This window comes from Marinobacterium sp. NO-S09 (assembly GCF_059179545.1).
In genome coordinates this window covers 4,075,237-4,089,508 of the sequence record NZ_CP168954.1, presented here as the reverse complement: position 1 = coordinate 4,089,508, position 14,272 = coordinate 4,075,237, and the positions used below count along the sequence as shown (strand labels likewise).

The 14,272-nt window shown below is 57.9% G+C and carries 5 protein-coding genes; 4 read left to right on the top strand and 1 reads right to left on the bottom strand.

Features of this window, described 5'->3' with window-relative positions; translation table 11 throughout:
• Window positions 1-86 precede the first annotated feature (86 nt).
• The gene (locus O3C79_RS18785; RefSeq protein WP_494384328.1) at window positions 87-2,264 is read left to right on the top strand and encodes a methyl-accepting chemotaxis protein; all 2,178 of its coding nucleotides are present in this window, start codon (window positions 87-89) and stop codon (window positions 2,262-2,264) included.
• A 20-nt stretch (window positions 2,265-2,284) separates the two neighbouring features.
• Here the strand turns inward: O3C79_RS18785 and O3C79_RS18780 are convergent, their stop codons facing one another.
• Complete coding sequence (locus O3C79_RS18780; protein WP_494384327.1) at window positions 2,285-4,837, bottom strand: putative bifunctional diguanylate cyclase/phosphodiesterase; 2,553 nt, start codon at window positions 4,835-4,837, stop codon at window positions 2,285-2,287.
• A 156-nt stretch (window positions 4,838-4,993) separates the two neighbouring features.
• Here O3C79_RS18780 and recC point away from each other — a divergent pair, with 156 nt between their 5' ends.
• From recC to recD, 3 genes are read left to right on the top strand one after another with little or no spacing between them, the layout of a single operon-like run.
• Window positions 4,994-8,419, top strand: coding sequence for an exodeoxyribonuclease V subunit gamma (gene recC, locus O3C79_RS18775; RefSeq protein WP_494384326.1), 3,426 nt, complete (start codon window positions 4,994-4,996; stop codon window positions 8,417-8,419).
• Window positions 8,416-12,174, top strand: coding sequence for an exodeoxyribonuclease V subunit beta (gene recB, locus O3C79_RS18770; protein WP_494384325.1), 3,759 nt, complete (start codon window positions 8,416-8,418; stop codon window positions 12,172-12,174). The genes recC and recB overlap by 4 nt, the downstream gene beginning before the upstream one ends.
• Window positions 12,167-14,209, top strand: coding sequence for an exodeoxyribonuclease V subunit alpha (gene recD / locus O3C79_RS18765; RefSeq protein WP_494384324.1), 2,043 nt, complete (start codon window positions 12,167-12,169; stop codon window positions 14,207-14,209). Before recB ends, recD begins: the two co-directional genes overlap by 8 nt.
• Window positions 14,210-14,272 lie beyond the last annotated feature (63 nt).

The window sequence follows — 14,272 nt, the reverse complement described above, 5'->3', positions numbered from 1 at the left end:
TGCTGGACCGCTTGAGCATTAGAATGCGGGTTATTGGGGGCTTTTGTATATTACTGGCGTCAGTTGCAGCATTTGTACTGCCAGGAGTGAACCGCGATCTGGAAGTCTTGATTGAGTCAGCTGAGCGCCGTGAACTGCAGGTGCGCTTTGAGGAGTTGATCGGGCGCATTCAGGCAGAACAACGCCTGGCGACTTCAATGGCAACCATGATGGCCTCGCAGCCACATGTGCAGGCACTATTGAAGGCGGGTGATCGCAAGGCGGTGGAGTCTGAGCTCAGACAGGGTTTTGCATCGCTAAGGGATAACTTCGGCCTGCGTCAGCTTCAATTCCACACGCCGCCGGCAACGTCCTGGTTGAGGGTACATAAACCGGAAAAATTTGGTGATGACCTTTCCGGCTTCCGCCAGACTGTGACAAATGCCAATGCTTCACGCTCGGCCGTTAGTGGTGTTGAGCAGGGCGTTGCCGGGTTGGGCATTCGTGGTGTGGTTCCCATCAACCTGCAGGGAGAGCACTGGGGCACTGTAGAGTTTGGCTTCTCGCTTGGTCAGCCATTTGTGGAACAGTTGAAAGCAGATACCGGTGTTGATGTGGCCTTAATGTTATGGCGCAGTAGCCGTTTCGAATCTCTGGCGTCTACCTGGTCTGGCGACATCGGAATCGATACCTCGTTGCTCAAATCTGCAATGGATGGCGAGGTACAGGTCGGTACAGCTGATTTAAAGGGGCGACCGGTCGCCTTGTACAGTCGTGCGTTGACGGACTTTTCGGGAAAGCCTATAGGCGTTGTGACCTTGGCGATGGACCGCACAGATTACATTGAGCGCTACGAGCATGCCTTGTTGGAACTGGTAATGATCATTGTCGGTTTCCTTGTGGTGGGGGCTCTTGTGGCCTGGTTGATCAGCCAAAGTGTGGCACGCCCTCTGAAAAACGTGGAACGTGCCATGCAGGATATCTCTTGTGGTGAAGGTGACCTGACACAACGTTTGCCTGTGAAAGGGAATAATGAACTCACTGCGATTGCCAGGGAGTTCAATTACTTCATTGAGCAGGTTGAAAAGCTGATTCAGGAACTGATGCGCTCCGTGGCATCGGTATCCTCGTCGGGCTCACATCTGTTTGATATCAGTGATCAGACACTGGAGCTGACCAACCGTCAGCGTCAGGAGACCACCGAAATCGCTACGGCTATGAATGAGATGACAGCTACTGCGCAGGAAGTGGCGCGCAGTGCGACAGGTTCAGCAGAAGTCACGCAGAGAGCCGATGAACAGGCTTTGCTGGGACGTGAGGTAGTGGAAGAAGCCATTACGTCTATCCATGCCTTGGCCGATGATGTGACAGCCATGATGTCGGTTATACGTGATGTCGAGAGTCGCAGTGAGCGCATCAACTCTATTCTGGATGTCATTCGAGAGATTGCCGATCAAACCAACCTGCTGGCTCTGAATGCGGCCATTGAAGCGGCGCGAGCGGGTGAGCAGGGCCGTGGTTTTGCGGTAGTGGCCGATGAGGTACGTGCTTTGGCACATCGGACACAGAACTCTACCGCCGAAGTAAATGAAATGATTAACGCCCTCAAAGAAGGTACAGGGCGAACAGTCAGTGTGATCGAGCAGAGCCAGGCGCAGTCTGAACGCACGGTTGAGACAGCGGCGAAGGCAGGTGAAGCACTGCAGGCCATTACCCGTGCGATGGATGAGATCCGTGATATGACTGCTCAAATCGCTTCAGCAGCGGAGGAGCAAACTCAGGTTAGTGAGACTATCAACCAGTCTATTGTGCGTATCAGCAGCGGATCAGAGGAAACTTCAAGCGGGGCCGGTGAGATTCTGAACTCTACCGCAACCATCGGTACTGATTTGTCCCAGCTGATGCGCCTGATTCGCAAGTTTAAGGTGCAACAGGATGATGTGGTTGAGCTGGAAGTCGCACGTGCTGCACATCAGGCCTGGAAGCTGCGCTTGCGCGCGTTTCTGGATGGCAATGCGGAGATCCCCCATGAACAGGCGGTCTCTTCACACGACTGTGATTTCGGCCGCTGGTATTACGGCCGTGGTTTGGAGCATTTCGGTCGTGCCGGTGCCATGGCGTCCATCGAGCGTCCGCATGACCGTATGCACCAGCTGATTGCCGAAATCATTGACGCCCGCAGTCAGCAGCAGCTTGAAGCAGCCGAAGCGAAGTACCGTGAAGTCTGTGAGTTATCCAATGTGATCGTGGCCGAGATCGATGTTCTGATTGAGCAGGCCAGATGATTCAATGAACATGCCGGGGCTTATTGCCCCGGCAACTGTCGATCTGGACGTCCAATATGGAAGCCCTGGGCATAGTCGATGCCTACCTTTCTGACCAGGTCCAGAACCTCTTCGGTCTCCACAAACTCTGCCACCGTTTTCAGATTCAGCTGTTTGGCCAAGCTGGTGATGCTGGTAACAAAGGCCATATCCTTGGGGTCACTGCCCATGTTGGCAATGAACTCGCCCTCGATTTTGACGTAATCGATTGGCAGGTATTTCAGGTAATGGAAGGACGAGAAGCCTGAGCCGAAGTCGTCAATGGCCAAACGATAGCCGGAGTCCTTCAGGCTGCGTACAAAGCGCTCCAATAGCCCCATATTCTTGACGGTGTCGCGTTCAGTAATTTCAAAGACGATGCGGTCTGGACGGATGTCATGGCGCTGGGTGAGTTCATGCAGAGTCTGCAGGAAGTCACGAACAAGAATGGCTCGAGGTGACAGGTTAATAAACACCAGCCCTTCATAGTCGCTCTCGTTAACAGCGATGAAGGCTTTTTCCATCACGATGTAATCAAGGAGGTGTACCTTGCCCATGGATTCGGCAATTTCGATGAACTCGCCAGCGGACATCAAGCGGTCTGGCAGCTCGATACGGCTGAGCACTTCGACAGCCGGGATGTTGTCTTCCAGCGGCTGAATGGGCTGGAAAACCGGAATCACACTGCGGTTCTCGATAGCCTCATTCACCAGCAACATTTTCTGGTTCATGTCGTGGAAGATATCTGCCACATCCTCCTTATGCGGCAAGCTGATGCGGTTCTTACCCTGACTTTTGGCCCGATACATCAGGTTATCCACAAACATGAATAGATCCTTGCGGTTATCGGCATGCTCCGGGAACATGCCCACGCCGATAGAGCCGGTGACGCGCACACTGCTGCCCTGATTAACATCCAGCGCAAAACTCTGCAGACAGTCGAGCAGGCGTTCTGCGATCTGTTCGGTTTCCTGAATTGATGTTTCCGGCAAAACGACGACAAACTCATCGCCACCATAGCGGGCCAGTACATCACCGGTGCGCAGCTGCTCCTGCATGGTCAGCGAAAGCTGCTGCAGCAGCTTATCGCCGACGGCATGACCGTAGCCGTCATTGACGGCCTTGAAGTTATCCAGATCGATCAGAAGCAGGGCGACGGGATAGTCGTGGCGCTGGCAACGGTCCAGCTCATAGTCCAGCAACTCCCAGAACATGCGCTGGTTGTAGAGGTTGGTCAGTGGGTCACGGGTGGCGTAATACTCCAGATCGCGGGTGTACTTGTAGATGGCTTTGACCGAGCCCACGACATTCAGCAGGGTCGACAGAACGCTTTCCAGTACCAGAACCTTGGTGTTGTTCTTGACGATATCCGAGTGCACGCCGATGCCGACAATACCGCCGATTTTGGGTGTTTCCACCAGCAGTGATTTGGTTTGCAGCTCTATTTCAGTCGCATTCAGTGTCATCTTGCCATCCGAACGCACGTGGTTGTGATGAATCACCACCTCTCCGGGCAACTGGAACGTCGAGTTGCTGCGCAGCCGTTTGAGCACGGCGGCTTCCATCATGGCGCGGGTGTCGTCACAGGGGGGACGCAGCCAGAAGATTTCCAGATCAAACAGTTCGTCATCCACTTTGAAGATGGAAAACATGGTGTAGATCGGGATCACCTGATTGATGTCCAGCATCAGCATGTTGATGTACTCACGCCAGTCGCGCACCACTTCGGAGGTGATGACGAACTTCTCCAACAGGCGAATTTCAAACTCGAGAAGGTCTTTGTCGACGGCAATGGCATTGAGGCGCGTGGCCAGTGTTTCGACCTGATTGAAGATATGGTTGAGTTCGGTAAAACCCAGGTCGCCACGATCGCGTGATAGTTCATCCAAGTCTTCCAGCGATTCTACGCGGGCAATACGCCGGCTCAATTCATCGACAGAATGGTTGACCTTCTGAGTGACCGAGCGGACTGCCCAAAACCCGAACAGGGCGGGCAGGGGGGACAGCAACAGCAGGTAGTAGAGCAGGTTACGGTTGGCGATGGCGATTTGTGGCGTCAGGTCCTGGGCGACCTCGATCAGGCCCAGGTTGTCACCGGTGCTGGCATTGGTGTGGCATTTCAGGCACCTTTCCTGTGCCTGCAGTGGATAGAGGTAGGTGTGGATATTGCCATCATGCAGTGCCTTGGGTGTGCCGGCGTGCATTGCCTGTCGCATTTCAGGTGTCAGCGGGGCCTGGTCGATGGTGCCGTACAGGTCGGTTACAGTCTGCCCGCGGAACACGCGCACATCCATATCAGATCCGCTTTCATCCGTATGTGACAGCTGTTGCAGGAACTGCTCCAGCTGTTGCCGTGTCCAGCCCTGGCTCATCACCAGATACATGGAATTAAAGGTGTTTTCGGCAACCGAGCGGGCAATCTCTTCAGCGCTGTCACGAACACTGGCCTGGTATGCCTGGCGGCACACCAGCAACAGGACCAGAAAGCCAATCGCGGAAAACAGGAAGGTGCGATTAAGCAGGTAACGCCTGATTGTGGGAGTGCTGGCAGACATACGTATCCTTACCGAGTATTGGACATAAGATAGGGATTGTACGGTGATAAACTGTTGGAATCTGTAAACAGTTTGTTTGATATTGACCTCCATCAATGCCTACCAAGGTGGTAAGGGGTATTGGCGGCAGGTATCTTGGACACAGGAGTGTTGGCTTTGAATCAACCCCAGGCAGGCCTGGCCATTATTCACGGCAACCGGCTGGAAGCTTTGCGTGAGTTGCTGGTGTACTGGATGCGCAGCAATCCGCTGCGGGTATTGGAAAACGAAACCATTCTGGTGCAGAGCAACGGTATTGCCCAGTGGCTGCAGTTGGCACTGGCTCGTTCGCCAGAGCATGTCGACCAGCCGGGATGCGGGATTGCCGCGTCACTGGATATTCAGCTGCCCTCGGCGTTTCTCTGGCAAGCCTACCGTGCCGTGCTGGGCACTGATCAAGTGCCCAAAGCCTCGCCCTATGACAAATCCCGACTGGCCTGGCGTCTGCTGCGGCTGCTGCCTGGTTTGGTCGAGCAGCCTGAGTGTGAGCAGTTACGCCGCTTTCTGGCGGATGACCTGACCGCGCGCAAGGAATATCAGCTGGCCGAGCGGTTGGCGGACCTCTATGATCAATACCAGGTATACCGTGCCGACTGGCTCAGTGCCTGGGCTGAAGGGCGGGATCTGCTGATTGATGCTAAGGGCCAGGAGCAGCAGCTGCCTGAGGAGCAGCGCTGGCAACCTCTGCTCTGGCGTGCCATCCGTGCTGATATGGACGAAACCCAACGCAACCTTAGCCGTGCCGACCTGCACCAACAGTTTCTGAGCGCTTGCAGTCAGCTGCAAAAGCGACCTCACACCATGCCGCGCCGAGTGATCATCTTTGGCATCTCGGCACTGCCACAGCAGTTTATCGAGGCTCTTTCGGTGCTGGCAGAGCATACTCAGGTACTCCTCTGTGTTCATAACCCCTGCCGCCATTACTGGGCCGATATCATCGATGGCAAGGAGCTGCTTCGCAGTACCCGCCGGCGCCAGGCCCTCAAGGCGGGTATGCCTGAAGACGTAAGTGATGCCGATCTTCATCTGCACGCCCAGCCACTGTTGGCGGCCTGGGGTAAGCAGGGGCGCGACTATATTCGTCTGCTGGATGAGTTTGACGATACCAGCCAGTACCGTGACTGGTTCCAGCGTATCGACCTGTTTGATGACCCCGAGCCGGAGGTTGCACAGCTGTCGCTGCTGAACCAGATTCAGCAGGATATTCTGGAGCTGGAACCCTTACCCGACGAGGCTCGGCACTGGTCTGAAGGTGATGACTCACTCACCTTCCAGATCGCACACAGCCGACAGCGCGAGGTGGAAATCCTGCACGATCAGATGTTGCAGTGGTTCCAGGAGGATCCTAGCCTCAAGCCCCGCGATATCATCGTCATGGTGCCGGACGTGAACCAGTATGCGCCGCATATCCGTTCCGTTTTTGGCCGTCTGTCGCGACGGGATCCACGTTTCATCCCCTTTACGTTGAATGACCAGCAGAACCGCGGCCAGGCACCGCTATTGATTGCGCTGGAGCTGCTGCTGCAACTGCCGCAGGAGCGTTTCGGTATCAGTCAGCTGTTCGATCTGCTGGAAGTGCCTGCCCTGCGTGAGCGTTTCGGCATGGCTGAGAGTGACCTGCCGCAACTGCAGCACTGGATCCGTGATTCGGGCATTCGCTGGGGCCTCGACAGTGCCCAGCGCGCTGGCTTGGAATTGCCGGAAGGGCTGGAGCAGAATACCTGGCTGTTCGGTCTCAAACGCATGCTGCTGGGCTACATCATGGGTGACGAGCAGACCTTTGCCGAGATTGAGGCCTACGGTGAGGTCGGTGGTCTGGAAGCCGCACAGGTGGGGCCGCTGGCAGAGCTGGTGGCGGCACTACTGCAGTTGCGTGAGCACTTGCTGACCCCGAAGCCCTTTAGCGATTGGAGTCTTGTGCTGACCGAATTGCTGGAGCGTTTCTTGTTGCCGGTTAGTGACCAGGACCTGATGCTGATGGAACGTCTGACCCAGAAACTGCAGGAATGGCAGGAAGCTTGTGCCGAAGCGATGCTGGAACGTCCCCTGCCGCTGGAAGTGGTGCGTGACAGCTGGCTCGATGGCATCGATGAAATGAGCCTGTCGCAGCGTTTCCTGGCGGGGGCCGTTAATATCGCCACCTTGATGCCGATGCGTGCGATACCCTTCCGCCGCGTCTGCCTGCTGGGGATGAACGATGGCGATTATCCGCGCATCCAGCCGCCGATGGATTTTGACTTGATGGTCGGGCGCTACCGGCCCGGTGATCGTTCACGTCGTGAGGATGATCGTTACCTGTTCCTGGAAGCCATGCTGTCAGCGCGGGATGCGCTTTATATCAGCTGGGTGGGGCGCAGTGTAAGGGATAACGCGGAACAGCCACCTTCGGTGCTGGTGGCCCAACTGCGTGATCATGTTGAGCAGGGCTGGCAAACAGAAAAGGGTGCGGAACTGCTGGCACAGCTCACCACCGAGCATCCACTACAGCCGTTCAGTCCGCGCTACTTTGAGCAGAATCCGCGCCTGTTCACCTATGCCGGTGAATGGCGTGAAGTACACAATGGCGTTGAGCAACAGGTGCACACGGATTTACCGCCGCTGGAGCTTCCGGAAACACTCAACCTGAAAACGCTGCAGCGTTTCCTGCGATACCCGGTACAGACCTTCTTCACCCAGCGCCTGGGTGTCTGGTTCGAGACGTTGGACGAAGTGCAGGTGGAGCACGAACCTTTTCGCTTTGACCGGCTGGACCAGTTCCGCCTCGGCTCTGAATTGATCGACGCGGGTCTCAAGGCCGAGACTCATGAGGCGGGAATCCAATCGCAACTGGCACGTTGGCAGAGGGCCGGTGAGTTGCCGCTGGGCCCCTATGGTGAGCGGGCCTTGCGGGAAATTGTCAGCCCGGCTGCCTCGACGCTGAGGCACCTTCAGCAGCTTCAGGCCGACTGGCAGCCATTGGCAGAGCCACTGGAAATACAATTGACGCTGAATGCCGGAAACGCGCAGGTGTTACTGGAAGACTGGATTGGTGGGCTTTACCGTCACAACGGAGGAGAGGAGCGGGCACTGATCCTGTCATCGCCCCAGGCGATCAGCGACAAGGGCCAACCCCGCTGGCACCGGCTGGTGCGGGCATGGCTGGATCACCTGGCAGTCAGCGCGAGCGGGTACTCACTGACCACCTTCCTGGTGGGGCCGGATACCAGTGCCCGGATTCGCCCTTTGGCGGCAGATCGGGCTCGGCAACTGCTCGACGAGGTATTGGCGTACTACCTTCAGGCACTGGCGGAGCCGGCGCCGTTGGCCTGCCGCACCGCGCTGGCTTTGCTTGGTGTTCAGGAAGACAAGGATCCTGTCGAAGCAGCGGCCAATGCTTATGAGGGGAACAGCCGTTTTCCCGGTGAAGGTGCGACTGATCGTTATCTGCAGCGGGCCTGGCCCGAGTTTGAGCCATTGTTACGTGCAGGTTTGGAGGACTGGGCTCGCGCCCTGTATAGCCCTCTGATCGAACAGGGTGAGCTGCTGTCACGGGAGGACACATGAGTCAGCCAAATTCAAGCGGGAAGCCTGAAGCACTGAACCCGCTGACCTTTCCCCTGCAGGGTCAGCGCCTGATTGAAGCCAGTGCCGGTACCGGCAAGACGTTCACCATTGCCGCCCTCTATGTGCGCCTGGTGTTGGGGCACGGCGATACCGAGTCCGGCTTTGGCCGCCCCTTGCTGCCGCCGGATATTCTGGTCGTAACCTTCACCAACGCTGCTACCCGAGAACTGCGTGACCGTATCCGCAGCCGACTGGCCGAAGCCTCTCTGGTCTTTCGTGGCAAAACAGAACCTGACCCCTTCCTGCAACAGCTGCTGGCCGAACCCTGCTATGCCGATGCAGACGCGCGGGCGTTGGCGGCGCGTAAGCTGGAACAGGCCGCAGAGTGGATGGATGAAGCCGCAGTTTTCACCATTCACAGCTGGAGCCAGCGGATGCTGACCCAGCATGCATTTGATACCGGCAGTCTGTTTCAGCAGCAACTGGAGCAGGATGACAGTGAGTTGCTGGCCGAGATGGCGCGGGATTACTGGCGTAGCTGGTGCTATGCCCTGCCAGCGGCAGCCGCCGATGCCCTCAGTGATCTGGCGTCAGACCCGGATAGCCTGTTGAAAACCCTCAAGCCTTTGCTGCAGCCCGGCGAGCAGGAAGTGCGTTATCAGGGCGAAGTGGTCGGGCAAATGTTGTCGCCGGCCGATTACGCCGCTCAACTGGAAAGCTGGTTGCCGCAGAAAGAGCAACTGGAGCAGCAGGCGCGTGCCCTCTGGTCAGCCGAACGCGAAGGCATCGAAGCACTATTGATTGAAGCCGCGCAAGCGAAGATTCTCAACAACCAGAGCTACAAACCGGCATCCCTGCCCGGAAAGCTGGCCGAAATGGCTGCCTGGGCCGAGGGCGCTGCGCTGGCTGTGGATAAACTTGAGCACTTTGCTCTGGCCAAGTTGACCGCCAAAACCGCCAAGGCGAAACAGGGACAGACCCCGAGCCATCCGGTGTTCGAACAACTTCAGCAGCTGGTGGATTATCTGGCCGGGCAGCCGCCGGTCCAGCCGGTGCAACTGCATGCTGCGCGCTGGATTCAGCAGCGTTTTGATCGCTCTCGCGAGCGTGCAGCAACGCTTGGCTTCAACGATATGCTGGTGCGCCTGGATGATGCCTTGCAGGACGAGGGCGGTGATCACCTGGCCAGCACCATCCGGCGACAGTATCCGGTCGCGTTGATTGACGAATTTCAGGATACCGACCCACTGCAGTACCGTATCTTCAGCCGGGTTTATCAGGGCCGGCAGCCTGATGCTGGACTCTCTGAATGTGAAACCTCAGCGCTGTTGATGATCGGTGATCCCAAGCAGGCTATCTATGCCTTCCGTGGCGCTGATATCCACACCTACCTTCAGGCACGGGAGGATACCGCCGGGCGGCACTATACGCTGGGGCGCAATTTCCGTTCCTCTGCCGCTCTTGTTGCAGGGGTCAACCGCCTGTTTGAGCAGGCCGAAGCGCATCAGCCCACCGGCGCCTTTCGTTTTGCCCGCGACGGCGATAACCCCTTGCCGTTCATCCCCGTGGAGGCCAATGGCCGCAAGGAGGTGTTCGAGGTCGAGGGAGCCCGGCCGGGTGCCCTGAATCATTGGTTGCTGACCGACGATGACGCCGATGGCGTGGTTGTGGGGGATTACCGTCAGCGCATGGCAGAACACACGGCCAGTGAAATCTGCCGTTTACTTACCCTGTCACAGCAACAGCGCGCGGGTTTCCGTCAACCGGATGGCCAGCTGGAGCCGTTAAAGCCGAGTGATATCGCCATTCTGGTGCGCAGTGGCAGTGAAGCGAAAGTGGTACGCGAAGCGCTGGAGCTTCGCGCTGTGCGCAGTGTGTATCTGTCTGATCAGGCCTCGGTCTATGCCAGTGCCGAGGCCGAAGACCTCTGGCGCTGGCTGCGTGCCTGTGCTGAACCGGAGCAGGCGGGGCGCTTGCACAGTGCTTTGGCAACGGCCACGCTGGATCTGGGTTATGCCCGGCTGGAACAGCTGACCCGTGATGAGCAGAAATGGGAGCAGGAGGTGGAACGTTTCCGCCAGCTGCGCGAAATCTGGCAGCGTCAGGGCGTGCTGCCGATGGTGCGTCATCTGATTGATAGTTTTGGCCTGCCGGCAAAGCTATTACAGGAAACAAACGGTGAGCGAGTACTTACCAATATTTTGCACCTGGCAGAGCTGCTGCAAACGGCGAGTACCCAATTGGAAGGTGAGCTGGCGCTGATCCGATACCTGCAGGAACAGATTCTCGACAGCAGCAATGGCAGTGATGAACATATCATGCGCCTGGAAAGCGATGCCGATCTGGTCCAGGTAGTGACGATTCACAAATCCAAGGGGCTGGAATACCCACTGGTCTTTCTGCCCTTCATCTGCAACTACCGTGAGGTTACGGCCGATAATGGCAGTTACCGCTATCAGACCGACGCCGGCACGGTGCTGGAACTGGACAGCAGTGACAAGAAAGCCAAGGCGGCAGCCGATGCTGAACGCCTGCAGGAGGATCTGCGTCTGTTGTATGTAGCGCTCACTCGACCTGTGCATGCCTGCTGGTTGGGCGTGGCCGCGATCAAGCGTAACCGTTCGCTCAGTATTCATAAAAGCGCCTTTGGCCAGCTATTGGGCTGTGCTGACAAAACCGATACCGCGGCGTTGAGTAACCTGCTGCAGCCATTGGCCAGCGGTGGCGTCATTGAAGTCAGTGCCCCACCCGCTATCGATACCGCGTTGCTGCCGGCCTCCTCATCCGCGACAGCGCTGGCGCTGGCACGCAGCTGTGAGCGTGCGGTGGCGGGTGAGCGCTGGTGGATTGCCAGCTACAGTGCCATCGCTCAACTGCAAGGGCAGGCTGAACTGGATACACCGGCAGAGCCTGAGCCTTCCGAAACACCGGGTGAGGAAACCGCGCGCGAGAGCCGGGATGAAGCCAGCGCAGGGTCAACAGTCGTCGAATTTGACTATGACCCTCACCACTTCTGGAAAGGCCCTCAGGCCGGTACTTTCCTGCATGGCATCCTGGAATGGGCGGCCGAGCAAGGCTTTGACCTGGTAGCCAGGGACCAGGGTCTGCGTCAGAACTATCTGGCGCCACGCTGTCAGCGCCGTGAGTGGCAGCCCTGGTTACCGGTGCTGGACACCTGGCTGGAGCAGTTACTGGCCACACCCTTGCCGTTACATGAAGATGCCGTCCCTCTGGCTGGTTTGACTGAATATCAGGCCGAAATGGAGTTCTGGTTTGAAGTCGCAGAGGTGCCGGTGGCTCGATTGGATCGCTTGATCAGCCACCAGGTATTGCCGGGACAAACGCGTCCGGCACTGGCACCCCAGCAACTGGGCGGCATGCTCAAGGGCTTTATCGATCTGGTGTTTGAACATGACGGGCGTTACTGGGTGGCCGATTATAAATCCAACTGGCTGGGGCCTGATGACAGCCACTACACCCTGGCTGCCATGCAGAAGGCCGTATTGGATAAACGCTATGACGTGCAGTATGTGCTTTACCTGCTGGCACTGCACCGGCTGCTCAAGGCCCGCCTGCCTGGCTATGCCGATGATCCGATCAACGGCTATGAACAGCATGTTGGAGGTGCTCTCTATCTGTTCCTGCGTGGTATCAACGAACCCGGTCACCATGGCTGCTGCATCGACCGGCCGGAGGCTGAATTGATCGAAACACTGGATCGTCTGCTGGCGGGTGAGGAGGTGGCTCATGGCTGAGCAAAATGATCTCTTTGCCGCTGGCAGCAACCTGCATCCCGCCCTGCAAGATTGGGGGGCGCTGGAAGCCTTGTTGCAGCGCTGGCAAGAGCGCGGCTGGATTCGGTCGCTGGATCTGGCGCTGGGGCGCTTCCTGCAGACGCTGGATCCGGCAAGTTCGCCGCTGGTACTGCTGGCAGCTGTGTTGACCAGTCACCAGTTGGGGCGAGGGCACATCTGCGCTGATATCGACAATCTGCTCTCGGCTCCGGATACGGCGCTGTCGCTGCCGCCGGATGGCGAGTTCGGTGAAGCCCTGCCGGATCGTCCGGTGGAGCTGTTACAGGGGCTGGGGGGCAGCGAATGGCTGGCAGCCCTGCAGACCTCCGCCCTGGTCAATGCCGGTGATCCACCGGCACCGCTGGTGCTGGAGCCTGACTCTACCCGACTTTACCTCTATCGCCAGTGGCGTTACGAAGTCGATGTTGCCCGGCAGGTTGGTGAACGACTGGAGGGGCTTCCAGTAGACGATGCACGCTTGCAGCAACGTCTGTGTGAACTGTTTGACCGAGTGGGGGAACAGCTCGACTGGCAGCAACTGGCCTGCGCACTGGTGGCGGGACGTCGTTTCGGCATCATTACCGGCGGCCCCGGAACAGGCAAGACTACCACCGTGGTGAAATTGTTGGCACTGCTGCAAAGCCTAGCCCGTGATGACGGCCGGACATTGAGGATTCGATTGGCCGCGCCCACCGGCAAGGCGGCGGCGCGGCTGACTGAATCGATTAGTGGAGCCATCGGGCGTCTACCTGAACCGCTGCAGCAGGGCATTCCACAGGAGGTGACCACCTTGCACCGCTTGCTGGGGGCGCGCCCCGGTACACGCCGTTTTGTCCACAATGCCGATAACCCGCTGCATGCGGATCTGGTGGTGGTGGATGAGGCCTCGATGATCGATCTGGAGATGATGCAACAGCTATTGGCTGCCTTGCCGCCACGGGCGCGTCTGGTTCTGCTCGGCGACAAGGATCAGCTGGCCTCTGTAGAAGCCGGTTCGGTGCTGGGGGATCTCTGTGAAGGCGCGGATCTGGGGGGCTATACCGCCGATACGCTGGCACAGCTGGAGCGCCAGACGGGGCAAAAGGTGGCGGTCTGGCAGGCGGCAGAGGGCGAAGCCTCGACCCAGCCGTTGGCACAAGCGATCGCCATGCTCAGGTTCAGTCACCGCTTTGGTGCGGACAGTGGTATAGGCGCACTGGCACGGGCGGTGAACTCGGGCCATCCCGAGGCTGTGAATAAGGTTTTAAGTGATGGCTATGCTGACCTGGGGCTTACAGTGCTCAGGGGGCAGGAAGACCGCGCGCTGGAACGGCTGGTGCTTGAGGGCGGCGACCAGGCTATGGGCGCTGATGGCTCTCTGCCTCAGGGGTATCGACACTATCTGCACCTTCTAACGACCCGGCGACCGGTCGAGCCGACGCAAGATGCACTGGATCTCTGGGCGCGGGCTATTCTCAGTGCTTTTGGCCAGTTCCAGTTATTGTGCGCACTGCGCCGTGGCCCCTGGGGTGTGGAAGGGCTGAATGAGCGTATCGCGGCCGCTCTCTGCAAAGCGGGTTTGATCGAACGGGATCAGGGCTGGTACGAGGGACGCCCTGTACTGGTGACACGGAACGATTATGGCCTGGGGCTGATGAACGGTGATATCGGTATCACCCTCGCTGTGCCTGCCGAGCAGGGCGGGCAGGCGTTGCGGGTTGTCTTCCCACTGGCGGATGGAACCCTGAAATGGGTACTGCCCAGTCGCCTGCAGGCAATTGAAACCGTGTACGCCATGACCGTGCATAAATCGCAGGGCTCGGAGTTTGCCCATACGGCGTTGCTGTTGCCACCTGCCGTTAACCCGGTACTTACACGGGAGTTGGTGTATACCGGTATTACCCGCGCCAGTCGCTGGTTCAGTTTGTTATTGGCGCACCGGGGGCGGCTGGATGATGCCGTGCGTGCCCGGGTATGGCGTGCCAGTGGATTGAGAAGCCGTCTGACAATGCCATAAGCGGACAGAATATTCTCCAGCAGGTCTGTCGAGATTGTTTTATATGGAATATGATTATTTCCG

Coding starts and splice junctions, on each gene's coding strand:
- O3C79_RS18780 (WP_494384327.1), bottom strand. CDS start 4,837: ATGTCTGCCAGCACTCCCACAATCAGGCGTTACCTGCTTAATCGCACC.
- recB (WP_494384325.1), top strand. CDS start 8,416: ATGAGTCAGCCAAATTCAAGCGGGAAGCCTGAAGCACTGAACCCGCTG.
- recD (WP_494384324.1), top strand. CDS start 12,167: ATGGCTGAGCAAAATGATCTCTTTGCCGCTGGCAGCAACCTGCATCCC.